Origin of the sequence: Pseudomonas sp. RA_105y_Pfl2_P56, assembly GCF_963970845.1 — a bacterium.
Taxonomy (GTDB): Bacteria; Pseudomonadota; Gammaproteobacteria; order Pseudomonadales; family Pseudomonadaceae; genus Aquipseudomonas; species Aquipseudomonas baetica_A.
In genome coordinates this window covers 58,747-80,296 of the sequence record NZ_CAXAPL010000021.1, presented here as the reverse complement: position 1 = coordinate 80,296, position 21,550 = coordinate 58,747, and the positions used below count along the sequence as shown (strand labels likewise).

Genomic DNA, 21,550 nt, shown 5'->3' with positions numbered 1-21,550 from the left:
TTTTTGCGCGATTTTCTCGGGTGTTTGCAGTGGCTGGCGGGGTGTCTGGATCAGGGTTTTGGCTGAATCGGGCTGGAGCCGTTGACGGGTCGTTGCAGATGACAGAAAGGAGAACCCGAGGATGGTTGAGTCAACGGTCGGGTGATGCTGAAGTCCTGGGAAAAAATCTGGATTATTTATTGCCCTGACTGGCCTCTTCGCGAGCAAGCCCGCTCCCACAGTTGAAATGCGTTCCTCCTGTGGGAGCGGGCTTGCTCGCGAAGAGGCCCGATCAGACACCATCAAAACCCGCTACTGCACCAACTGATTGATCTCAATGATCGGCAACAACACTGCCATCACAATCACCAGCACCACCGCGCCCATCACCACAATCATCAAGGGCTCAAGCAGCGCGGTCATGCCCATCGCCCGCCGCTCGATATCCCGGGACAGGGTCAGCGCCGCACGTTCGAGCATCGGTGGCAGCGAACCGGTTTTCTCGCCGCTGGCGATCAGGTGAATCAGCACTGGCGGAAACACGTTCTCCACCCGCAACGCCGCCGCGAGGTTCACGCCCTCGCGCACCTTGGCCGTGGCGTCGCTGACACTCAGGCTCAAGCGGTCGTTGGACAAGGTCTGCCGCGCCGCTTCCAGTGCGCGCAGCAGCGGTACCCCGGCGCCGCCGAGAATCGCCAGGGTCGAGGCGAATCGGGCGGTATTCAGGCCGAGGATGAAGCGCCCGATCAGCGGCAGTTTCAGCACTCGATGATGCCAACTCAAACGCGCCGCCGGGTTGCGCAGATACAGGCGCCAGCTCCAGAAGCTTGCGGCCATGATCCCCGCGCACAGCCAACCCCAACTGCGGATGAAATCACTCGCGTTAAGCATCGCCAGGGTTAAGCCCGGCAGATCCTGTCGCGCCTGAGAAAACGCACTGACCACCTGCGGTACCACATAACTGAGCAGGAAAATCACAATGCCAATCGACACCAGCCCGACCACGCCCGGATAGATAAACGCGGTGAGAATCTTGCCCCGCAAATTGTTGCGCTCCTCGATGTAATCCGCGAGCCGCTCCATGACCTGCGCCAGATCACCGGACTCCTCCCCCGCCGCGATCAGCGCCCGGTAGATCTCGGGAAAATCCCGTGGTCGCGCCGCCAGCGATTCGGCCAGACGCATGCCACTGCGCACGTCGGCGCGCACCGCGCTGAGGGTGTGGGCGATGTGCTTTTTCTCGGCCTGCTCGACCGTGGCACTCAACGCCGCTTCCAGCGGCAAACTGGCGCCGAGCAGGCTCGCCAGTTGCCGGGTGGCCCAGGCCAGGTCGTTGTCCGAGAGCTTGGCACTGAACAATCCACCACCGCCCTGATGGGCGACGTTGCTTTCCTTTTGCACCGACAACGCGGTCAAGCCGCGCCCACGCAAGGCACTGAACGCGGCGGTTTGACTGTCCGCTTCCAGGTGCCCGGATTCGATTTTGCCGCTGGCGTCAGCGGCTTCAAAACGATAGCGATTCATCAGGCGTCCCGTGTCACACGCAGGATTTCTTCGGGGGCGGTGGCTCCGCTGCGAATCCAGCGCTCACCGTCCTCGCGCAAGCTGGACATGCCAGCCTTGGCTGCCGAAGCGCGCAAGGCTTGCTCCCCTGCCCCTTGGTGAATCAAGGTGCGAATGTCGTCGTCGATGCAGAACAATTCGTGAATGCCGGTGCGGCCGCTGTAGCCGGTTTGATTACACGCCGGGCAACCGATGGGGCGCCAGGTGCCGGGGGCTGCCGGGTCTTCCTGTTTGCACTGATTGCACAGGCGCCGCACCAAGCGCTGCGCCAGCACGCCGAGCATCGACGAGGCCAGCAGAAACGGCTCGACGCCCATGTCGATCAAGCGGTTGACCGCCGACACCGCGTCGTTGGTGTGCAATGTCGCCAACACCAGGTGACCGGTCAGCGAAGCCTGTACAGCGATTTGCGCGGTTTCCAGATCGCGGATCTCGCCGATCATGATGATGTCCGGGTCCTGGCGCAGAATTGCCCGCAGCGCGAGGGCGAAGGTCATGTCGATCTTGGCGTTGACCTGGATCTGGCTGATCCCCGGCAGGTCGTATTCCACCGGGTCTTCGACGGTGAGGATGTTGCTGGTGCTGGCATCGAGTCGCGCCAGTGCGGCGTAGAGGCTGGTGGTCTTGCCACTGCCGGTGGGGCCGGTAACCAGGACGATGCCGTGGGGCTGGCGGATCAGGTGGTCGAGTTTGCCCAGCACCTGCGCGTCCATGCCGAGGGTTTCCAGATGCAGACGCCCGGCCTGTTTGTCGAGCAAACGCATCACCACGCGTTCGCCATGGCCGGTGGGCACCGTTGAAACGCGAATATCAATCGGCCGCCCGGCCACGCGCAGCGCGATACGACCGTCCTGCGGCAGGCGTTTTTCGGCGATATCGAGCTGGGCCATGATCTTGATCCGCGACACCAGCGCACCGTGCAACGCCTTGCGCGGCGAGACCACGTCACGCAGGGTGCCGTCGACCCGATAGCGCACCACTGAATGGGTTTCGAACGGTTCGATGTGAATATCGCTGGCCTCATCGCGAGCGGCCTGGGTGAGCAGCGCGTTGATCATGCGGATCACCGGCGCGCCGTCCTGGGTGTCCAGCAGGTCGGTGATTTCCGGCATGTCCTGCATCAGACGATCAAGGTCGACTTCGTTTTCAGCAGCGCCGACCACCGCCGCGGCGCTGCCCGTGTCGGCGTAGGCGGCGGCGAGCAAACCGTCGAGTTCGTCATCGCGCACCCGCGCAACTTTTGCCGCGCCGAACTGGCGTCGCACCTCGCTGATCGACCAGCCGGGCGTTGACGGGCACACCGTCAGCACGCCGTCACACAACAGAATGCGTTGAGCCTTGGCCCAGGCGTAAGGCAAGACGCTCATTGCAAAGGCACTGCTTTAATCGTGGCGCGCGGCCCCGACGTCGGCCTGCTCACCGGAACGCCTTGCGCCGCCGTGGGTAATTGCGGCGCCTGCATGTCCGGCATCGCCCAACTGCGCTCCGGTTGCAAACCGCCCTGTGCGCGGCGCATGAAGTCATAACGGTTCAGTGTGATGCTGCGTCCCGCTTCGCTGTCGCGAATGATGTACGGGCGCAGGAACACCATCAGGTTGGTCTTGCTGATCGCCCGGCGCTCGTTGCGAAACAGCGCGCCAATTCCGGGGATGGTCGACAGCCACGGCACCGCGTCATTGCTCTGGCTGTAGCCATCCTGCAGCAAGCCGCCGAGCACCATGATCTGTCCGTCATCGAGCAGGATGCTGGTGTCGATCGCACGTTTGTTGGTGACAATGCCCGCCGCTCTCGCGCTGTTGGACGCGCGCTCGTCAATGCTGCTGACTTCCTGATAGATGTCGAGTTTGACCGTACCGCCCTCGGAAATCTGCGGGCGCACGTTGAGTTTCAACCCCACTTCTTCACGCGTCACGGTCTGGAACGGGTTGTTGCTGGTGCCCCCGCCGCCGGTGACGTAGCTGCCGCTGACAAACGGGATGGTCTGGCCGACGAAAATGCTCGCCGCTTCGTTGTCCAGCGTCAGCAGGTTCGGTGTCGACAGCACGTTGGTACCGCCCTTGCTCTTCAGCGCTCGCGCCAACACCTTCAGATCAAGAATCTTGCCGATGCCGGGGATGTCGACGGTGCCGTTGACGTAACCGAGGTTCAAGCCTTGCGGCAACACGTCTAGGCTGGTCTTGCCGCTAAGGTTGATCCCGGAACCACCGAGATTCGCCCCGCCGATCACGCCATTGCCGCCCAGGTTGCCAGTCTGCCACTGCACGCCGAACTCACTGGCATCATCCTCGCCGACTTCAACGATCAGGCTTTCGATCACCACTTGCGCGCGGCGCTGGTCGAGCAGATCAATGACTTCGCGCAGGTTGCGGTAGAGCGGCTCCGGCGCGGAAATCAGCAAGGTGTTAGTGGTCGCGTCCGCCTGAATCGTCACGCCACCCGCGCTGAACGCAACGTTCTGTTCGGTGCTTTGGGCGCTGCCGCTGGTGGCGCTGCTGCCCTGGGCATAACTGCCGCCAGTGCTACCGTTGCTGGAAGTGGTCGAAGTAGTGCCGCTGGTTTGCGTACCACTCTGAGCGCTCGAGCCACCATTACTGCCGCTGCTGCCCATGGCACTGAGCACCGAACGCGCGCTGTCACTGGTGCCGCTGTCGCTTTCGCCAGTGAGCAAACCACGTAACGCCTGTGCCAGTTTCGCCGCCTGCGCATTGCGCAGATACACCACATGCAGATTGCTCGGATTGCTCTGCGCGTTATCCAGTTTGTAGATCAGATTACGCGCCAGTTCCGTGCGCTCCGGACTGCCGGCGCGAATGATGATGGTGTTCGAACGCGGATCGCCAATCACCGCGATTTTCTGCGTCGGATCATTGCCCGGCGTGTCGAGTAAATCAGCGACCATCGGCGCGATGTCAGCAGCGATGCCGTTCTGGATCTGTACCACGTCGGTGTCGATGGCGCTTGGCGTGTCGATACTGGCGATCAACTGCGCGACGCGGGTCAGGTTGTCGGCGTAATCGGTGATGACCACGGTGTTGTTGCCGGGATAGGCGTTGATCGGATTGTTCGGCGAGACAATCGGCCGCAACACCGGAATCAGGTTCACCGCGTTCTCGTATTGCAGTCGAAACGTGCGGGTGAGCATGCCGTTGCCGGCAGGCTTGTCGGCGCTGTAGATCGGCCCGCCGAGCAGTTTGGCATCGGCCTCAGGCACGACGTGGGCGACCCCGCCGACATCGACCACGGCAAAGCCTTGCATGCGCAGAGCCGACAGCAGCATGTCGTAGGCCTGGTGCGCCGGCACCTGCCCTTGCGAAACCAGCGTCAGAGTGCCCTTGACCCGTGGATCGACCAGAAACTGCTGACCGGTCGAACGTGACAAGGCGCGCACCACCGCCTGAATATCGGCCTCGACAAAATTCAGCGTCACCGGTTGATCACCCAGCGGATTGCTCGGCACGGCGCTGCCCCGTGAGGCGGCGCTACCACGAGCGCGCTGGGTGATGTTGTGCAATTGCTTGGGCGCGGGCCTGACTTGCGCCTGAGCCCGCTCGCGATCAAGCACCGCATCACCGCTGCGCTGAGTGTTGGCCAACGGCCGGCCGAGTTCGCTGTCGACCAGCAACGGCGGCGGATTTGGCGGTGTAGAGGTGTTGCTGCACGCGCTCAATGCCATCAGCAGCATCGGCAATGCCATGCGTGCCGGTTTGGATCCTGACCCCTTCATGAAGCTTCCTTAGCGCCCAGCGCCTGATCCATGCGAACGGTGCCTGACAGAGTGCCGGCAGTAACCTCGGTCGAGGTGTTGTCGGTGCGTTGCAAACGGGCCTCGACCACTTGCAGAGAACGTTGCGACGGCTGGCTCAGCAGCCAGTCGAGCACCGCGTCGGCCGGTGCGGCGTCGAAGGTCAGTTGCCATGAACCGGCGCCTGCGGCGTGTAATTGGTAGTGTCCGGCCAGACCACTGGCCTGCAGGGTTTGCTCCAGTGACTGGCCGACGCTTTGCCCGTCCGGGCGCACGTTGACCTCGCGCAGCAGCACTTGCAGCGCCTCGGTCTGGGCGCGCAGTTTTGGCGTTTCGGCTTGCCAATAGGCGATTTTCTTCAGCGGTGGCTGGATCAGCGCCACCCAGACCAGCAACCCGAACAGCGCGATGGCCATCCCCGCGACCATACGTTTCTCGCGCAACGCCAACGGCTGCCAACGCGCCTGCAACTGACGATTGAAGCCCTGCCAGCGGGCGCGGTACACCACAAACGCAGCCTTATTCATCGTCTGCCTCGCTGCTGTTGTCTTCGGTTTCATGGGTGCTGGCTTCAGCGGCCGGGCGCAACGTCCAGCCCTCGTCGTCGGCTGTCACGCTGGTCCCGGCCTGGGCCAGGGCGCTTTGCCAATCCTTGTCATTGCCGCTGCGGCGAGCGTCGGTCGGCAGAGTCAATTGCAACGTCCCGTCGACATAGGCCAGACGCTCGACGCTGCCGGCCATGAACGGCATGCCAGTGCCGGCCTGCAGCACCAGGCGATTGAAGGTTTGCGCCGGATCATCCGCCGCGCCTTTGCGCCGCGCCGCCAATTGCTGACGAGCCTGTTGCAGCGGATTGAGGATCACCGGTAACTGCGGGAAAGCCTGTTTTACCCGCTGACTCATTTGTGCCTTGAGTTGCTGGCCCTGGCTCGCTTCGCGGGCGGCATAGAGGTTCAATCCGATTACCCACACCGCCACGGCCAACGCGCAAAAACCAATCGCCCGCCCCCAGCCGCGATGTTCATGGCTTTGTTGTTGCACCGCGCCGTGCAAGCCCCACCCCGGTACCGGCCCGGTCCAGCGCTGGGCTTCGCTCATGGGCAGTTCGGCACCGGGTGGCGGCGCAGCGCCGATCCAGTGCAGCGTAACGCCCGGCTCCCACAGCGAGTTGTCGACGCCTTCATCAAACAACGGTTGCACCCGTGCCGATTGCAGACTTTCGCGCAGCAACAGATGGCCGTCCTGCACGTACGCGACAAGGCCCGGCAGCACCGGCAAGCTGTAGACCGCCGGGTACAGACCGCGCAGGTTCAGGCCGGAATGCTTGAGGAGATGCGCAAGGTGCAGCAGGCGTTGACGCGACGCCCACGCGATTTGCACCCGCCCCGCCTCGTCACGCGGACTGTGGGCGATGTGCATTTCGCTGCTGTCGCCGAGCATCAGCGCCTGCGCCGCGCACTGCACCGCCGCTGCGGTCTTGTTTGCGGGCAGCGGCGGCAGATCGATACTCGCCAACAGACTGTCCGCCGGGTGCAGAAAACACAGCAGTGGCGGCAGTTTCGGCAGCTGAATCAACTGCGCCAACGTCAGCCAGTCTTCACGGCTGACCTGGCCCTGACGATCCAGCCATGCGCAATTCAGCGTGCTGTCCAAGTCCAGTTCCGCCAATGGCGGCAGCGCAACCCTTAACTGAGTCATACGCCCACCCGCGACCAGATCACCTGCGGCAAACGGTCCTGGCTACGATGCAACAACGCATCAAGGCTGACCCGGCGCAGCTCGCGTCGCGCTTCACCGCGCAGGCGAAACCAGTCGCTGGTGATGCCGACCTTGACGCTGCTGACTTCCAGATTCGGCATGCGCAAGCGGTTGACGAAGTCGCCCCGGTTGATGAACCAGCGTCCGGCGTCCCGCTCATTGATCAACGCCTGCGCGCGCGCCAGCGACAGCCCCGGCACATACGCCGCCAGCACCGGTGCAGTGGCGGTATTGCCGTTGATCCAGGTGGTCGCGGGAATCACCGTGAGGTACGGCGCCAGTTTGCCAATCACCGCGTCATTCACACCGTCAACACTGCGCAAATCATCGATGCTGCGCAGCATCGGCAGCGTCGGATTTTGTGGTTTGCGCGAGGCGTTAGGCGATGTGGCGCGACCGCTATCGAAGCCGTTGTTGTTCTCGGCAATCTGCACATTCAACAGGCGCGGGTACGACTCGATCACCCGCTGACGGATACGCTGATTCAAAGCGGCACTGACCCCGATCAACTCGCACAAACGCTCAAACGCCTGCACCTGCGCCTCATCGACACGTTCGTTGGCCACCAGATTGCGCAGGTTGAACTTGCCTTGTTCGTCTTCCAGTCGCCCCTCAAAACCCTGCGCCACCAAGCGCTGTGCCCACGGCTGATCGAGCCGGGTCAACGGATCGCGCTGGCGGGCATCCCAAAGAATTTGGCGGCTGATCTCCACGCCGCCCTGCACCATCCAACGCCCCTGCACCCGCTGCTGATCGGCCTCCAGCGCACGGGTGGCGACGCTCTGGCGCGTCAACATGCCCGCCGCAATCACCGCCACCACGGCGGCAATCAGCAACGCGCTGATGATCGCCATGCCCTGTTGCTTCGCCCCATTAGGCGAACGTCTGTTCATGGCCGGCCTTAAAGCTGCCAGGAACCGATATCGGCATTGACGCCGTCGCCGTCCGGCTGACCGTCGGCACCGAGCGAGAAAATGTCGATCTCGCCGTTGGCACCCGGATTGAGGTACTGATAAGGACGGCCCCACGGATCATTCGGCAAACGCTCCAGGTACGAACGCCAGTTGCTGTTCTTCGCATCCGCCGTGCGCTCTACCAGCACTTTCAAGCCCTGATTCATGCTCGGGTAAGTGCCGTGATCGAGACGATACAGCTTCAACGCCTGCATCAACCCGCCAATGTCCTGCTTCGCCGCCGTCGCCCGCGCCTGATCCGGCCGGTCGAGCACCTTGGGCACCACCATCGCCGCCAGAATCCCCAAAATCACCACCACCACCATGATCTCGATCAGGGTAAAACCCTGCTGCCCACGGGGCTTGCGCGGCGACTGTTCAGGCGGTGTGCACGGTGCGATATCCATCTCGACATTCCTTTGGCTTGATTCGATTCGACGCGCAGTGTTGCAAGAAGATATGTCAGGGATGTTGAAAAACCTCGGGAGTTTTCGTCGTCAAGCCGTCAAGGACGGGGGTTAGCGTCGAGGGCTGTGCTTTGGTTTTGGGCCATTTATGCGTGCGCGTTCCCGAGAAGCGGGTTTCACATTGATTGAGGTGCTGGTGGCGCTGGCGATTATTGCCGTGGCGATGTCGGCGGCTGTGCGCGTGGCGGGGTTGATGACGCAGAGCAATGGGGTGTTGCGGGATCGGTCGGTGGCGATGATTGCGGCGCAGAGTCGGATGGCGGAGTTGCGGCTTGAGGGGCGATTGCCGATGGGGATGAAGGCTCAGGACTGCGATCAGGGCCGGCTATTGCTGCGCTGTGAACAGGTGATCGCAGCGGCAGAGAATGGTCGGTTGCTGAAGATCGGAATTCAGGTATTCGACCGCAACCAGGATGCGCCGCCGTTGGCCAGGCTTGAGACGTTGCTAAGCCGCCCGGAAAGCGCCTCGCCCTAGCCCGCCCGAAACGTTGAACCACTAAAGCCCTCGGATAGACGACTGGTTTCTGAATGGTGCTTACTCGAACAGTTCTAAATATTCCGCCCAACCATACAAAGCCAGAATTCCCAGCAGAGAAAATGCATTCAATCGATATGGAATTTCGACCCACCGCCGCAAATTCAGCGGAAGGCTCCGGACATCCTCGAGGGCGCTCGGATTATCCAGCAACAGGCGCGAAGGACGTTTACGAAGCAAAGCAGTGATCAGATTGAGCCTGTACCTGCGCGCCCAAAAACCGGAACGGCCCTTCTGCGGGCAGTTGTGGAGCAGATAGCAATTTTCAAGGTGCGACTCAATTTCGGAAAGCTTGAAATACCCGACATAGATCATCACCAGAACGTTGGAGATGATCAGCACCAGTAACGCAATGCCAGTGGCGGCGAACAGAAGTTTGATTTCAGTCATGGGGAGAGTCTTCGTAAACGACCTCACCGAAGGACTGATTTTCTTTCTGCCCCATTACAAAAAACCTCCGTATTTCCCATACAGCCAAAGCAGCGACGTCCCGCCGCACACGAAATAGCCGACATGAAATGGGCACGTTGCCCAGAACTTGAGTCCTCTGGGAAGGCGTTGAACGGCGTCGATCAGCAAGGGTTCCTGCCGTTGGATACTCTTGGACGTTATCAACCGGCTTACTGCGGTCATCCGCTGAGTTCTCGAGTAAAAACTTCCCCCTGATGAACCACAGTCCATGGATAGGTACAGCCACTCATCAAAGTGTTTTTCCAGAGCATCAAGTTTTGTATAAACGGCGTAGAAAATCATCGCGCAGTTGATTACGCCCATCACGATCTGCGCCCCACATGCCCAGGCAAATACTGTGCTGGTGATTTCCATTATTCGGAATACTCATGGATTTCCTGCCCCAATACCTCTCCTAGCTCCGTCATCTTTGTTCCTGTCTCCACGGACCCTGCCGCACCGACCACAAGCACACACACAAGTTTTCCCATTCCTTTCAATTTCGCGCAGACCGCCAAACCTGCTTTCCCTCCGATATATCCACCAGCAAGAGCTCCAGCGGTACCGCCGACCATTTTCCCTCCCCCTACAAACCTCACTTGCCTGCATTCCGCCTCGCGGTCGGACGCGCAGACCTCGTGGATTTTTGAGCTGGATGCGCCCAGTTGTAGACCAATGCCGAGATAGCCACCGCCCTTCATGAACTTCGCTGCTCTGGCAACGCCCGCAATGTTAGTTGCATATCCGGGCAGTCGGATTAAGCGGTTAGGCTGCTAAATCACCGCAAATTAAAAATCAATTTGCCTACCGCCGATTTGAATTTCCGTATCATTCTGACCGGCAACCATAGCCGAAGCGCTAATTGCATTTTGATTCGCCCAATTACGAAGTTTCGTGAACTCGTCTTTACGCATTTTGCTCATGGGTACAAAACGCGAAATAGTCGTTTCAAAATCCACCATCGTCAGGTCGCTTAAATCACCAGCGCCATTCATCCGCCGTGAGAACGCTTCAATCAGCGAGTCCCCAACCCAAGCTTCGATTTCAGCACCAGAAAGCACAATGTCTTTACCAAAATTCGACTCGCCGCCTAGAGCAGACAATCGATCCAAATCGAATTTTTCTGGATCACGCTTCAATTTCTTCAGATGTATTTCAAGAATCTTCTTTCTTTCCGATGTCGACGGGAAGTCAACGAAAAATATTTCGTCGAATCGCCCCTTCCTCAACAACTCCGGCGGTAAGCTGTTGATATTGTTAGCGGTAGCAAACACAAAAACAGGTGCCGTTTTTTCTTGCATCCAAGTCAACAGCGTGCCGAATACGCGTGTAGCAGTGCCACCATCAGATGCCCCTCCGGAAGAGCCAGAAAGTCCTTTTTCAATTTCATCGATCCATAGGATGCAGGGCGAGATAGCTTCGGCAGTACGTAGTGCGGAACGAATATTGGATTCTGAAGAGCCGACCACCCCTTGGAAGATTTTTCCCATATCCAAACGCAATAAGGGCATGTTCCATGACGACGATATGCATTTCGCCGTTAGCGACTTGCCGCAACCAGGAACTCCCGTTAAGAGCAAACCCTTCGGGGTTCTGACACCAAACTCCTGAGCCAACTGCCCAAAACACTGGCTACGCAAATGGAGCCATTTTTTAAGAGTTGCCAGCCCTCCAACATCTTCAAGACTTACCTTTGAGTCAATGTATTCCAAAATACCTGTTTTCCGTATAATTTGTTTTTTCTCGGAAAGCAGATCCTTTACGGTGTTTTCATTTATACTCAGGCTGGATACCAATGAACGAGACAAGCTATTGTCAATTTCCAATCCCGTGAGACCCAAAGCGGCATCAATAAGTTTATCTTTGGCCTCACTAGAAAGATCAATCTTAACACTGCCGTTGCCCTGCCATGAATTAACAAAGTTATTTATCTGATTTTTAACTTCTTCTCTTGATGGCAGTGGAAAATCAATTAACGTGATTTCCTTTTGAAGATCATTAGCAACTTCAAAGCTGGGCGCCACGACAATGCAGTTGCTTCGATAACCACGTGAACGGATATTGATGGCTAAATCTCGAAGTCGACGGCGGTAGACAGGATTTGAGCTTGAGGCAAGGTAGTTATGAGCATCACAAAAAACAAAAATGTTTTTGCTGCCCTCCTCCTTCGCCTTTTCTTCGCAAAAATCCAAGGCCACTTTCAAATCAAAGGTTTTATCCCCAGCCACGACGCCATTTATCTGGACGCCTAGCGTCGAGTTCCAAACGAACAAACGATGGCTGAGCGCCTTGGCGATTTCAGAAATCTCATTGAGAGCACGCTCTTCCTCAAAAGTTTCAATGACCAAAATCGCATAACGCGCTTTCAGGTAATCTGTTATCTGCTTGGTACGGCTCATGCTTATTATCCCTGCGCTTGAACTGAGTTATACATGCATCGGAAGGCCGGTTTTGGTAACGCCAGAATTTGAAACAATAAACTCGACAACTCTTCCAGTACGAAAAAAGTCAATATCGACTCTGTCACTGGTTTTGATAATTTGCTTGTGCTGAAAGGGATGTTTAGCGTTATGCCGATACCGACCTGCCAGCGTCAAGTCTACGGCTTTAACAACTCGAATCATGCCTTCATTCTGGAATATCTCTTTTGGCGTATAGCCTGTATAGAGTATCCAGTTTTTCTCGCCATTGACGGCGTGTATTAATTGTTCCAAGGCTGGCGCCTGGTCGAGCGGCTCCCCCCCGGAGAGGGTAACCCCAGCGATGTCCATTGCATTTATCTTCTGAGCCAATTCATAAACAGACATCAGCGTATTCGCTTCGCCATCATGCGTCGCCTGGTTGAAACATCCCTTACAATTCAGCACACAACCCTGCACCCATAATGTCAAGCGTAATCCAGGGCCGTTAACGCTGCTTAACTCCATATGGTGTAAATTGATTTCCATTTAGAAGTTCGCACTGAGAATTTGAAGGGTTTGCTCTTCATGAACTACGGTATACTCCGGCTTCCACTCTGTTACAAGCTCCGCCATAGGGCTAGAAAGTAGAGCCTCAAGCTCTTCAGTAAGTTTTGTGCAAATATCGCCTTTCACGCCATGCACTTCCTCCGTAATTGCATCGCCCGTAAAAGTGACATGAATACCGTATTCATAGCGAGGTCCAAATTCAATCTCGAACCCTTGAAGCGTTTCTTTCACCCTTGCTGGAACCCCTGATGCTTCTATGCGCTTGATGGTTTCATCGATGGCTACGCTGATGTATGCTTTCTGAAAGCTTAAAGCCAAATCATCCATTATCGCTTCATCGCTGACTGAAATATTTTCCCGTTCGATGAGGAGTTTGTATGAGCCCGCCTCAATTTGGCAAACAAATAGATTGAATCCATCAGCGGTTTGGCCACAAATAGCCCTGTATTGCTGCGTGCCCAAATAGCCTAACTTGCTCAACACTTTTTTACTGAAATCGCTGGCAAACGTGGAAACCAGACTCGTCGTCGGGCTAAGGCCAATCTTGCCGAAAGCTTTGGCAATAGCTTCTTCATTAACATAAGAAAATTCAAACTTTGTACAATGCGACATTATTAAAGCTCCAGCCTGCGACCGGGAACAACTTCTTCGGCGGCCTGGATAGCAATTAACACATCAGGGGCAACCTCGATGTTACGCAGAGGCGCCATGGGTACAAGCGTCGCTTCAGGCGCAACATTTTTTAAAACCGGGGTTGGAGTTTCGGAGTTGACAACCACTCGACGTCTTTGTACTGCCTGTGATGCACCACTATCGCTCAGAAGACTTGCATCAATCGCTTCTAACAGCCGTCTTATTATCAGGGTTGGATTTGATGTGAGCTTTTCATATAGTTCAATGCGCAACAAAGCATCGGCTCCATCATTGAATTGCAATTTAACAAAATGATTTTGGGATGCATCGCCGGCGATGCCAATGCGCGAGATCTGATTCAGGTCCCGTGACAGCTTTCTCCAAACACTCCCGTCAAACGACGCAACAATTAACTTGGTTCCTGTTGCGGCAAAAGCATTGCAACCATTTTTAACCTCATCGGCATCAAAATTCTGGTAGCTGACCAGAATTTTCTCCCCGGCAGGAAATCCCAGAGCGGTTTCCAAATATTCATTTGTCGAAAAATCGATATCCTCATGAAATTTTAATGTTCTTGAATAAAAATAAAGACAAACAATGCCACCTAAACCATAGTACAGTGTTGTCATCGCCGTTTCCGGTGCAAGAACTGCAATAATTACCCCCGACAGAATAATGAATGCATAACCGTAATTTATACCCGCCATTGTATTGAATTTTTTATTTCTATAAGCCTGAAATGTTTTACCGGGGATATATTTTTTTGAAGGTGCAAATAGCAGAGCACCCACACCAAAAAAAATCAGAGTGATAAACCCCATTGCAGCCTGGCGAATTTGCCCATTCTGCAACCCTTCAAGAAGTACCCTCGCACCGCCAAAGATAAAAACAGGTATGCTTGCCAGGATTAAAAGTCCCAATATCTTACCTTTGGCGATCATCATCATTTTCCACACCGGGATAGTTCTTATCATTCACAAACCTTCTAGAGTTGATTCAGTAGCGCGTAGTGACGGGATGGCTGTAGAACTGCTGATGGGTCTATGCTACATGACGACCTTTGATTTATCACGCACTAGGGATGGTCTGAAGTAGCCATATGGTTCGAGCTAACTTCAACCACTGCCGATTTTGAAAGTGGCCAGTCGATCCAAAATGCTTTGGCATTGCCAATAGAGAGCGTCACGGGTAGTTGGCTCCCCTGCAGATCGTAACGGCTGTGTACCCTACAATCGAGCGGTAGCTCCGGCAAGGCGCCAAGCACTCGTTTGTGAACGCCAGGATCGGACTTCAAAAAAACCCTCCAATTTATGAAATTGAACGGGGAACACTATCGGTGAGAACCCTGAAAAACCCTGTCAGTCCTAAAGCGCCGTGAGGGAGCGATTCGACGTTTTGTCGGCGAACTCAACTTGGTTAAACTGGAGCCCTTTTTTACACACCCCGCACCAAAAACGGTCATTGCGTGACAATGGTATCGTCCACTCCTTTTCAAAATTCCTGACAGATTATGAATAGAGCAAAATCCTCAATCCGGGCCGTTGCTCCCGCACCAGGCATCCCTGAATCAATGGATACCTGACATGACCAACTCATCGCAGAACGCGAGGTTAAATAAATTGCTGGCCGTGAGCGAAGCCAGTATCGACAAGACTGAGTCCAACACCGACTTATTGAAGGTGATCCATGAGTTCGCCTCGTACGATGGCCCGCTCGAATTCGATCGCACCCGCGCATGGTGGTTTTTCGTCACTGGCCTGTTATTGCTTGCGAGTGCTGTGGCCCTTTATTGGATTGGGAACATCTCTAGCGTCGCTCTGTTCTTTTATCGATTGGAAATTGATCCCGACTCGTTCGGCATGGGCACTGGTTTTCTTGGCATCGTCATTGCCGCTGGGAGTCTGACATGGATGAAATCCAAATCTAATCGGTTGCCGTCGCTCAGTAAAAGAATTGCTCGACTGTCATCCTACTTCCACAACGGACTGACTTTCCTGAAAGAAGACTCGGCCACGACCCTCAAGAAGCTGGACACGGAATTTGGTGATTACCGCCGGGGCAACTACAGCCGCGAGTTGGTCGAGTCGATACAGGGTGTATTTCCCGGCACGCAGCGCAACCTCCCTTACCACTATCGCCAGTTGCACTACGTTAACAGGCGAACAGTGCACACCACGGTGACCGACAAAGATGGAAAAACCAAAACGGAGACTCGAGTGGTTTACGACCACTACGACCGGTACAGCCTTGTCATCGACTTTCCATGGGTCAGCGGGATATCGGTTAGATCTGATGACCAATCGGAGAACGACTATGCGTGCCCCATGGACACGGCTTCTCCGGATTTCAATAAAGCGTTCCGTTTGACCGGTCGCAGCGAGATACTCTGTGCGAAATTCATCAAGCCTTCGACGGTGCTCCACTTGCTGAAGCTGTTCGACATCCTCCATCGTCCGAACCTGGAGTTCGCCGACAGTGGAAAGCTCTGCCTCAGCTTCGCCAGCAAAGACCTGCTCGCGTTCGGTACCGAGTATTCGCTGGCATCACCCAACGAGTTTTACGCAGAAATTTCTGCCGGTGTCGAACTGCCGCGCTTGATGTCGGCGCTCCAATGGAGCCATGCACTCAGCGAGCTGCACGATGACAACTTTGCCTCCTATCCCCTAACAAGCTGCCAAGAGAAGTAAGCCATGGACATTGCACTCATCCTTTCCGCTGTTATCGCTGTCGTCATCATCGTAGCGGGCTTCAGCCTCTACAACGGCATTATTGGGGGACACAACCGAGTACAACGTGCCTGGTCAGACGTGCTCGTTTACGAACGCCAGAAGACCAAGGTGCTCGATCAGCTTCAAAAAGTGCTCTCAGACTTCATGGTCTTTGAGTCCAGCCTCCTCGAAAAAATCGCCGGCCTTCGCAGCGCGGTCAATGCCCTTCCTGCTGGAGCGGACGGCAACGCCCTCACGAAAGTTGAAACCGCCTCGAGGGAGCTGATGGGGGGCTTGCGCGTTACCTTTGAGGCTTACCCTGATCTGAAAGCATCCGAAGCGGCGAACAACATGATGCGTGAAATCGCCGAACAACAAGAAAACGTCGGCGCGGCCATCACCATTTACAACCGCAACGTCGAACTGTTCAACAACTCCATCGAAATGTTCCCAGGCTCGCTCGTCAATGGCCTGTTCAACAAGAAAACGCGTGTGACGCCGTTCTCCGATACCGAAGCTTCGCAAAGTTTCTCTTACACCCCGAATATCTAAACCGCGTCATGCATCGAACCCATCACCCGTGAGGGTGATGGTCGATCACCTGCCTGCTTGAATAGATCCGCGGCTGATTTTTCCAGGCGCGATGCCGAAAGCAGCAACAAAGTAGACAGCCCCGGCTGGAGCGACTGTCAAATGAAGTCTTCAATCCTCGTACTTGCCGCACTTTATTGCATGGGCATCAGCACAGCATTTGCCGACGGCTCACAGGCGATAAGCGACAAACACGGGCCAGCAGGCATCGTCGTCGGTGAGCGTCTGGCTGCGGCCAAGTCCAAGCTAGTCAAACAAGGATGGAAGCCGACGCGGATACATGCCACCGACGGCTATGAATACAGTGGCGTAGAGCGGGAGCTGGCTGCACGCAAGTTCTTCGAACTGGATACCTGCTCGTTTGATAGCTCGCGTTGCGTCTTGTACTACTCGAAGAAAGGAACTTGCCTATGCGTCGATACCATCGGCGAGCAATTCAATGACATGACGGTCACGTGATGGACCCGTGAATGTCCCGATATTGAAGTATTCACCTGATCCACAAAATCGCAGACTGGAATCATTTGGATGAAGCGTGACCTTCATCCAACTCGTTCACATCCCGCGCCCGCCAGCCTCAATCCTCCCGCGTCAAAACCTCCAGCAACTCGATCTCAAACACCAGATTCGAATGCGGCGGGATCTTGCCCATCGTCCGCTCGCCGTACCCCAAATGCGCCGGCACCAGCAGTTTGCGTTTACCACCGACCTGCATGCCCATCAGTCCTTGATCCCAACCCTTGATCACCCGGCCAGTGCCGATCACGCACTGAAAAGGTTTGCCCCGGGTGTGGGACGAATCGAACTCCGTGCCGTCTTCCAGCCAGCCGGTGTATTGGGTAGTGATCAGCGCGCCTTTGACGGCGGCTTTGCCCTCGCCTACCTGAAGATCGATGACCTGCAGTTCATCATTCATGACATTCACTCTATTGTTCAACTGGCCGCCGTTTTCCCAGAATTGCCGGGTATTGGCAAGCCGTCAGTGACGATCAACGTGGTATCCGAACCGAGTGATGAACCCTTAACATAGCCAACCGCCATTACTTCCCGGATCGACTTGCCATGCTGGCAGCGCCCAAATGACTCAGCTCTTGATCAGCCTTGCCATCGGCGCGGTAATGCTTGCCGTCATTGCCCTGTTGATCTGGCGCGAGCGTGGTTTGCGCCAGCAGCTTGCCCAATACCGTGATCTGCTGACCCGCGCCGCCGAAGGCCGGAACATTCATCAGGACGGCGACGCCGAGCGTTTCAAGCGCAGCCAGTATTTCGCGCGGATCGGCACATGGGATTGGGAAGTCGACACCGACCGGCTGTACTGGTCAGACGCGATCTACGGCATGTTCGGGTTCAACATCGGCGAAGTGACACCTTCCTATGCGTTGTTCTGTTCCTGCGTGCATCCGGACGACCGCGTCAGGGTGCGCGCCGGCGAACTGCGTTGCCTGGAAACCGGTGAAAACCACGACGAGGAATATCGCGTGGTCTGGCCTGACGGCACGATTCGCTGGCTCCGGGAAACCGGCAATGTGGTGCGTAATGAACACGACGCGATGATCAAAATGATGGGCGTAGTGCGCGACATTACCGAAGAAAAAGCCTCGGCCAGTTACCTCAAACACCTCGCCCACTTCGACCCGTTGACCGGTCTGCCCAATCGGCTGGTGCTTGAAGAACGGCTCTGCGAAGCGCTGGACCATGCGCGCCAGAGCGGCACGCGGGTGGCACTGGTCTTCGTCGACCTAAACGGTTTCAAAACCATCAACGACCAGTACGGCCACGCTGCCGGCGACCGGGTTCTGATCACCACCGCCACTCGTCTGAAACGCATCCTGCGCGCCAGCGACACCGTCGCGCGCATCGGCGGCGACGAGTTCGTGGTGATCCTGCAAGACCTCGCACCCGGCATCAACCTGCAGGACGAAGCCCGCAGCATCTGCCAGAAGATCTTCATCGAACTGTCCCCACCGGTCAGCATCGGCAACGACCAGCGCCATATCGGTACCAGCCTTGGCGTCGCAGTGTTTCCCGATCATGCGACGGCGATGGATCGGTTGCTGCACATTGCCGATCTGGCGATGTATGAGGCCAAGCGCAGCGGGAATAATCAGTATCGGTTGGGCGAGGAAAGCCCTGCGCGTCTAAAGGCGCAGGGCTTTTGAATCCTGGGTTTAACGCGGAACCGGTTTCATCTCGACAATGGTCCCGTTGGTGATCATTACCATGACGTACTGGTCATTGATCTGCACCCACTGGGCCTGATCGACCGGTTTTTTCAGGCCCTTGGCTTTCCAGTCGAGGGCTTTCTCGCTGCGCTGATAAACGTCTGGGGCACGATCATTGACCTTCAACTCGCGGTCACTGACCGGAGATTGCACGGCGGGTTCGCTTGAGGTTTGCGCCGCTTGAACGACTGGGCTGATCCCGGCGATGCCGGCGACGAGGGCCAGGCTGGCGATTAGGGTTTTGCTGTTCATCGGTGAACCTTCTGAGATGTCTGATACCTGAACTCCGACTGCGCGGTGCTGGAATCATTCCTTGTTTTTTGTCGGGGCTGGCAGGGGGATTGTAGTTGTCCGTCGGGACGCGATCGCAGGCAAGCCAGGCTCCCACAGGATGGCGCGATGTTCGGCCCAAGTCGAAGTCCAGCTCAAGCGCCGTTACGACTTGATCCCCAATCTGGTGGCCGTTGCCAAGGGGTATATGGCCCACGAACGCGAAACCCTCGAAACGGTCATCGCTGCGCGCAACGCTGCAGTGGCCGTACTTGAGGCCACGCAAGCGCAACCGGGCAACGCAAAAAACATCGAGCAGTTGGGCCAAGCGGACAGCACGCTCAGCAGCGCGGTGGGTCGGTTGCATCTGACGCTGGAGGCCTATCCCGATCTCAAGGCCTCGCAGAACATGCAGCAACTCAGTGAAGAGCTGAGCAGCACCGAAAACAAAGTGAGCTTTGCGCGGCAGGCTTACAACGATGCGGTGATGACCTACAACACCCTCAAACAGGGTTTCCCTGCGGTGCTGCTGGCAACCGGTTTCGGTCATGGTACCGATGCAGCTCCGCTGAAATTTGCTGACACGCTGGCCATCAAGGTCGCTCCGAAAGTTTCTTTCTAACCCTCGTTATTCAAGGACGGCCCATGATTTTTTTTGAAAATCAACGCAGGGCCAGACGCCAGACGACACGTTTGGTGAACCTGATGATCCTGTCGCTGCTGGCTCTGACAGTCCTCACCAGCCTGCCCTTCGTCTTCCATGGTTTCGAAAATTACCTGAGCGGCACCGGCAGCCTGCTGGATGCGCTCATGGCGATTGCCTCAGGTACCCTCGTGCCTGCGGTGTATGCGTTGCCGGATTTATCGGTAATGTTTTCGGCAGCCTGATCAAGGCAGCAGTGAGTCGCCAACGCGAGTTCCTGGCGGATGCCAGCGCGGCGCAATTCACGCGCAATCCGCAGAGCATCGTCGGCGCCCTGAAAAAAATCGGCGCGCAAGGCTCGTCTATCGGTGCTGCCCGAGCCGGTGAGTACAGCCATTTTTATTTCAGCACGGGTGTCTCGAACCCGCTGAGTCGCCTGTTCGCTACCCACCCGGACCTGAACGAGCGCATCCGGCGGATTGATCCGCACTGGGATGGCAGCTTCACCGTTCGCAATGCCGCTGAGCAAGCAAACGGTCAGCAGTAAAGGCCGACAGGTTCAATGGATTGATTGGCGGAGCGAATGCCATCGCTGGCAAGCCAGATCCCAGAGCGGTTCAGCGCCCCTGACTGATCCGCTTTGCGCATCAATCCATACCAACAATGCAATTAACAGATTGTTACACCTGCGCCACTATCCACCCCAACAAAAACCGTGCGCCGCTTCCCCGTAGCGCACGTCATAAAAGCGGTGGAGTACTTTGTCATGACAGCCTCAATCCCACACGGCCGCTCGCGGGCCGGCGCCATTTTCCGGGTGACCTCGGGCAACTTCCTCGAACAGTTCGACTTCTTTCTGTTCGGTTTCTACGCCACCCAGATCGCGGCGGTGTTCTTTCCGGCGAGCAGTGAATTCGCCTCTCTGATGATGACCTTTGCAGTGTTCGGCGCAGGCTTTTTGATGCGCCCACTGGGGGCCATCGTGCTCGGTGCGTACATCGATGACGTCGGTCGCCGCAAAGGCCTGATCGTTACGCTATCGATCATGGCCAGCGGCACGATATTGATCGTGCTGGTGCCCGGATACGAAACCATTGGCCTGTTCGCCCCCGCACTGGTGTTGATCGGACGGCTGCTGCAAGGCTTCTCGGCCGGTGCCGAATTGGGCGGGGTTTCGGTTTATTTGTCCGAAATCGCCACGCCCGGTCGCAAAGGCTTTTTCACCGCTTGGCAGTCGGCCAGCCAGCAAGTGGCAATCATCGTTGCCGCCGCGCTGGGCTACGCGCTGAACGCTTGGATGGCACCGAACGTGGTTGCCGATTGGGGCTGGCGCATTCCGTTTTTCGTCGGCTGCATGATCGTGCCGTTCATCTTTGTGCTGCGCCGTAACCTGGCGGAAACCGAAGCGTTTGCTGCGCGCAAACACCGTCCGAGCATGGGCGAAGTGTTCCGCACCCTGGGTCAGAACTGGGGCGTCGTGCTCGGCGGGATGCTGATGGTCGCCCTGACCACCACCGCGTTCTATCTGATCACGGTGTACGCGCCGACCTTCGGCAAAACCGTGCTGCACCTGAGCACCTCCGACGCACTGCTGGTGACCTTGCTGGTGGGCGTGTCGAACTTCTTCTGGTTGCCGGTTGGCGGCATGCTGTCCGACCGCATTGGCCGTCGTCCGCTGCTGATCGCCATGTCGCTGCTGGCGCTGGCCACGACTTATCCGGCGCTGTCCTACCTGGTGCACGCTCCGAGTTTCAGCCACATGTTGCTGTCGCTGTTGTGGCTGTCGTTTATCTACGGGATGTACAACGGCGCCATGATTCCAGCCCTCACCGAGATCATGCCCGTGGAGGTGCGCGTCGCCGGTTTCTCTCTGGCCTACAGCCTGGCCACCGCGTTTTTTGGCGGTTTCACCCCAGCGATGTCGACCTTCCTGATCCAGTACACCGGCGACAAAGCCGCGCCGGGTTACTGGATGAGCATCGGTGCACTGTGCGCGTTGTGCGCCACCCTTTATCTGTATCGCCGCGCTGGCGGTCGCCTGCAACCTGCCGTCGTTTAAGGAGCGTT

At 56.8% G+C, this 21,550-nt stretch carries 25 protein-coding genes; 9 read left to right on the top strand and 16 right to left on the bottom strand.

Features of this window, described 5'->3' with window-relative positions:
- Positions 1-291 precede the first annotated feature (291 nt).
- The 7 genes from gspF to gspG are packed head-to-tail and all read right to left on the bottom strand — an operon-like array spanning position 292 to position 8,402.
- On the bottom strand, positions 292-1,503 hold the full coding sequence (gspF, locus tag AACY11_RS16120) for a type II secretion system inner membrane protein GspF (protein ID WP_339495267.1): 1,212 nt from the start codon (positions 1,501-1,503) through the stop codon (positions 292-294).
- A complete protein-coding gene (gspE, locus tag AACY11_RS16115) occupies positions 1,503-2,909 on the bottom strand; it encodes a type II secretion system ATPase GspE (protein WP_339495265.1) in 1,407 nt (468 codons plus the stop codon). The genes gspF and gspE overlap by 1 nt, the downstream gene beginning before the upstream one ends.
- Positions 2,906-5,266 carry a type II secretion system secretin GspD gene (gene gspD / locus AACY11_RS16110; protein ID WP_339464535.1) on the bottom strand — a complete coding sequence of 787 codons (2,361 nt, stop codon included), beginning with the start codon at positions 5,264-5,266 and terminating at the stop codon, positions 2,906-2,908. Before gspD ends, gspE begins: the two co-directional genes overlap by 4 nt.
- On the bottom strand, positions 5,263-5,811 hold the full coding sequence (gspM, locus tag AACY11_RS16105) for a type II secretion system protein GspM (protein WP_339432892.1): 549 nt from the start codon (positions 5,809-5,811) through the stop codon (positions 5,263-5,265). The genes gspD and gspM overlap by 4 nt, the downstream gene beginning before the upstream one ends.
- The gene (gspL, locus tag AACY11_RS16100) at positions 5,804-6,982 is read right to left on the bottom strand and encodes a type II secretion system protein GspL (protein WP_339495263.1); all 1,179 of its coding nucleotides are present in this window, start codon (positions 6,980-6,982) and stop codon (positions 5,804-5,806) included. The genes gspM and gspL overlap by 8 nt, the downstream gene beginning before the upstream one ends.
- Positions 6,979-7,935: a type II secretion system minor pseudopilin GspK gene (gspK, locus tag AACY11_RS16095; protein WP_339432890.1), complete on the bottom strand. Its 957-nt coding sequence runs from the start codon at positions 7,933-7,935 to the stop codon at positions 6,979-6,981. Before gspK ends, gspL begins: the two co-directional genes overlap by 4 nt.
- An 8-nt stretch (positions 7,936-7,943) precedes the next feature.
- A complete protein-coding gene (gspG, locus tag AACY11_RS16090) occupies positions 7,944-8,402 on the bottom strand; it encodes a type II secretion system major pseudopilin GspG (protein WP_339495261.1) in 459 nt (152 codons plus the stop codon).
- A gap of 148 nt (positions 8,403-8,550) precedes the next feature.
- Between gspG and gspI the strand changes: the two genes are divergently transcribed.
- Complete coding sequence (gspI, locus tag AACY11_RS16085) at positions 8,551-8,937, top strand: type II secretion system minor pseudopilin GspI (RefSeq protein WP_339495260.1); 387 nt, start codon at positions 8,551-8,553, stop codon at positions 8,935-8,937.
- Between the two features lie 60 nt (positions 8,938-8,997).
- Here gspI and AACY11_RS16080 read toward each other — a convergent pair whose 3' ends face one another.
- The 7 genes from AACY11_RS16080 to AACY11_RS16050 all read right to left on the bottom strand — a co-directional run bounded on the left by AACY11_RS16080 (position 8,998) and on the right by AACY11_RS16050 (position 13,996).
- Positions 8,998-9,387 (bottom strand): hypothetical protein, encoded by a 390-nt coding sequence (locus AACY11_RS16080; RefSeq protein ID WP_339495259.1) that lies wholly within the window; start codon positions 9,385-9,387, stop codon positions 8,998-9,000.
- A gap of 54 nt (positions 9,388-9,441) precedes the next feature.
- Positions 9,442-9,822, bottom strand: coding sequence for a hypothetical protein (locus AACY11_RS16075; RefSeq protein WP_339495258.1), 381 nt, complete (start codon positions 9,820-9,822; stop codon positions 9,442-9,444).
- Positions 9,822-10,148 carry a hypothetical protein gene (locus AACY11_RS16070; RefSeq protein ID WP_339495256.1) on the bottom strand — a complete coding sequence of 109 codons (327 nt, stop codon included), beginning with the start codon at positions 10,146-10,148 and terminating at the stop codon, positions 9,822-9,824. The genes AACY11_RS16075 and AACY11_RS16070 overlap by 1 nt, the downstream gene beginning before the upstream one ends.
- A gap of 87 nt (positions 10,149-10,235) precedes the next feature.
- Complete coding sequence (locus tag AACY11_RS16065; protein ID WP_339433814.1) at positions 10,236-11,846, bottom strand: AAA family ATPase; 1,611 nt, start codon at positions 11,844-11,846, stop codon at positions 10,236-10,238.
- A 27-nt stretch (positions 11,847-11,873) separates the two neighbouring features.
- Positions 11,874-12,395 carry a 4Fe-4S single cluster domain-containing protein gene (locus AACY11_RS16060; RefSeq protein ID WP_339495254.1) on the bottom strand — a complete coding sequence of 174 codons (522 nt, stop codon included), beginning with the start codon at positions 12,393-12,395 and terminating at the stop codon, positions 11,874-11,876.
- Entirely contained in the window at positions 12,396-13,028 is a 633-nt protein-coding gene (locus AACY11_RS16055) for a DUF2997 domain-containing protein (protein WP_339433816.1), read from the bottom strand.
- A gap of 2 nt (positions 13,029-13,030) precedes the next feature.
- On the bottom strand, positions 13,031-13,996 hold the full coding sequence (locus AACY11_RS16050) for a hypothetical protein (RefSeq protein WP_339495253.1): 966 nt from the start codon (positions 13,994-13,996) through the stop codon (positions 13,031-13,033).
- Between the two features lie 636 nt (positions 13,997-14,632).
- Between AACY11_RS16050 and AACY11_RS16045 the strand changes: the two genes are divergently transcribed.
- From AACY11_RS16045 to AACY11_RS16035, 3 genes are all read left to right on the top strand, one after another.
- Positions 14,633-15,736 carry a hypothetical protein gene (locus AACY11_RS16045; protein WP_339495252.1) on the top strand — a complete coding sequence of 368 codons (1,104 nt, stop codon included), beginning with the start codon at positions 14,633-14,635 and terminating at the stop codon, positions 15,734-15,736.
- Between the two features lie 3 nt (positions 15,737-15,739).
- Positions 15,740-16,309, top strand: a complete 570-nt coding sequence (locus AACY11_RS16040; protein WP_339495251.1) for a LemA family protein — start codon at positions 15,740-15,742, stop codon at positions 16,307-16,309.
- A 141-nt stretch (positions 16,310-16,450) separates the two neighbouring features.
- Positions 16,451-16,807, top strand: coding sequence for a hypothetical protein (locus AACY11_RS16035; RefSeq protein ID WP_339433820.1), 357 nt, complete (start codon positions 16,451-16,453; stop codon positions 16,805-16,807).
- 118 nt (positions 16,808-16,925) lie between these two features.
- Here AACY11_RS16035 and AACY11_RS16030 read toward each other — a convergent pair whose 3' ends face one another.
- Positions 16,926-17,264 carry an FKBP-type peptidyl-prolyl cis-trans isomerase gene (locus AACY11_RS16030; RefSeq protein ID WP_221733630.1) on the bottom strand — a complete coding sequence of 113 codons (339 nt, stop codon included), beginning with the start codon at positions 17,262-17,264 and terminating at the stop codon, positions 16,926-16,928.
- Between the two features lie 163 nt (positions 17,265-17,427).
- On the opposite strand from AACY11_RS16030, the gene AACY11_RS16025 reads away from it, so the two are divergent.
- Positions 17,428-18,507, top strand: coding sequence for a sensor domain-containing diguanylate cyclase (locus AACY11_RS16025; RefSeq protein ID WP_339433821.1), 1,080 nt, complete (start codon positions 17,428-17,430; stop codon positions 18,505-18,507).
- Positions 18,508-18,516: 9 nt separating this feature from the next.
- On the opposite strand, the gene AACY11_RS16020 is transcribed toward AACY11_RS16025, so the two are convergent.
- Positions 18,517-18,822 (bottom strand): RcnB family protein, encoded by a 306-nt coding sequence (locus AACY11_RS16020; protein WP_339433822.1) that lies wholly within the window; start codon positions 18,820-18,822, stop codon positions 18,517-18,519.
- A 139-nt stretch (positions 18,823-18,961) separates the two neighbouring features.
- Here AACY11_RS16020 and AACY11_RS16015 point away from each other — a divergent pair, with 139 nt between their 5' ends.
- The 4 genes from AACY11_RS16015 (at position 18,962) to AACY11_RS16000 (ending at position 21,542) form a co-directional block, all read left to right on the top strand.
- Positions 18,962-19,462 (top strand): LemA family protein, encoded by a 501-nt coding sequence (locus AACY11_RS16015; RefSeq protein ID WP_339495250.1) that lies wholly within the window; start codon positions 18,962-18,964, stop codon positions 19,460-19,462.
- Positions 19,463-19,485: 23 nt separating this feature from the next.
- The gene (locus AACY11_RS16010) at positions 19,486-19,728 is read left to right on the top strand and encodes a hypothetical protein (RefSeq protein WP_339433824.1); all 243 of its coding nucleotides are present in this window, start codon (positions 19,486-19,488) and stop codon (positions 19,726-19,728) included.
- An 11-nt stretch (positions 19,729-19,739) separates the two neighbouring features.
- The gene (locus tag AACY11_RS16005) at positions 19,740-20,030 is read left to right on the top strand and encodes a M48 family metalloprotease (protein ID WP_339495249.1); all 291 of its coding nucleotides are present in this window, start codon (positions 19,740-19,742) and stop codon (positions 20,028-20,030) included.
- Positions 20,031-20,249: 219 nt separating this feature from the next.
- Complete coding sequence (locus tag AACY11_RS16000) at positions 20,250-21,542, top strand: MFS transporter (protein ID WP_339495248.1); 1,293 nt, start codon at positions 20,250-20,252, stop codon at positions 21,540-21,542.
- Positions 21,543-21,550 lie beyond the last annotated feature (8 nt).

Bases quoted from the DNA above. Each gene is read 5' to 3' on its own strand.
- gspF (WP_339495267.1), bottom strand. From the start codon at position 1,503: ATGAATCGCTATCGTTTTGAAGCCGCTGACGCCAGCGGCAAAATCGAA.
- gspE (WP_339495265.1), bottom strand. From the start codon at position 2,909: ATGAGCGTCTTGCCTTACGCCTGGGCCAAGGCTCAACGCATTCTGTTG.
- gspD (WP_339464535.1), bottom strand. From the start codon at position 5,266: ATGAAGGGGTCAGGATCCAAACCGGCACGCATGGCATTGCCGATGCTG.
- gspM (WP_339432892.1), bottom strand. From the start codon at position 5,811: ATGAATAAGGCTGCGTTTGTGGTGTACCGCGCCCGCTGGCAGGGCTTC.
- gspL (WP_339495263.1), bottom strand. From the start codon at position 6,982: ATGACTCAGTTAAGGGTTGCGCTGCCGCCATTGGCGGAACTGGACTTG.
- gspK (WP_339432890.1), bottom strand. From the start codon at position 7,935: ATGAACAGACGTTCGCCTAATGGGGCGAAGCAACAGGGCATGGCGATC.
- gspG (WP_339495261.1), bottom strand. From the start codon at position 8,402: ATGGATATCGCACCGTGCACACCGCCTGAACAGTCGCCGCGCAAGCCC.
- gspI (WP_339495260.1), top strand. From the start codon at position 8,551: ATGCGTGCGCGTTCCCGAGAAGCGGGTTTCACATTGATTGAGGTGCTG.
- AACY11_RS16080 (WP_339495259.1), bottom strand. From the start codon at position 9,387: ATGACTGAAATCAAACTTCTGTTCGCCGCCACTGGCATTGCGTTACTG.
- AACY11_RS16075 (WP_339495258.1), bottom strand. From the start codon at position 9,822: ATGGAAATCACCAGCACAGTATTTGCCTGGGCATGTGGGGCGCAGATC.
- AACY11_RS16070 (WP_339495256.1), bottom strand. From the start codon at position 10,148: ATGAAGGGCGGTGGCTATCTCGGCATTGGTCTACAACTGGGCGCATCC.
- AACY11_RS16065 (WP_339433814.1), bottom strand. From the start codon at position 11,846: ATGAGCCGTACCAAGCAGATAACAGATTACCTGAAAGCGCGTTATGCG.
- AACY11_RS16060 (WP_339495254.1), bottom strand. From the start codon at position 12,395: ATGGAAATCAATTTACACCATATGGAGTTAAGCAGCGTTAACGGCCCT.
- AACY11_RS16055 (WP_339433816.1), bottom strand. From the start codon at position 13,028: ATGTCGCATTGTACAAAGTTTGAATTTTCTTATGTTAATGAAGAAGCT.
- AACY11_RS16050 (WP_339495253.1), bottom strand. From the start codon at position 13,996: ATGATGATGATCGCCAAAGGTAAGATATTGGGACTTTTAATCCTGGCA.
- AACY11_RS16045 (WP_339495252.1), top strand. From the start codon at position 14,633: ATGACCAACTCATCGCAGAACGCGAGGTTAAATAAATTGCTGGCCGTG.
- AACY11_RS16040 (WP_339495251.1), top strand. From the start codon at position 15,740: ATGGACATTGCACTCATCCTTTCCGCTGTTATCGCTGTCGTCATCATC.
- AACY11_RS16035 (WP_339433820.1), top strand. From the start codon at position 16,451: ATGAAGTCTTCAATCCTCGTACTTGCCGCACTTTATTGCATGGGCATC.
- AACY11_RS16030 (WP_221733630.1), bottom strand. From the start codon at position 17,264: ATGAATGATGAACTGCAGGTCATCGATCTTCAGGTAGGCGAGGGCAAA.
- AACY11_RS16025 (WP_339433821.1), top strand. From the start codon at position 17,428: ATGACTCAGCTCTTGATCAGCCTTGCCATCGGCGCGGTAATGCTTGCC.
- AACY11_RS16020 (WP_339433822.1), bottom strand. From the start codon at position 18,822: ATGAACAGCAAAACCCTAATCGCCAGCCTGGCCCTCGTCGCCGGCATC.
- AACY11_RS16015 (WP_339495250.1), top strand. From the start codon at position 18,962: ATGGCGCGATGTTCGGCCCAAGTCGAAGTCCAGCTCAAGCGCCGTTAC.
- AACY11_RS16010 (WP_339433824.1), top strand. From the start codon at position 19,486: ATGATTTTTTTTGAAAATCAACGCAGGGCCAGACGCCAGACGACACGT.
- AACY11_RS16000 (WP_339495248.1), top strand. From the start codon at position 20,250: ATGACAGCCTCAATCCCACACGGCCGCTCGCGGGCCGGCGCCATTTTC.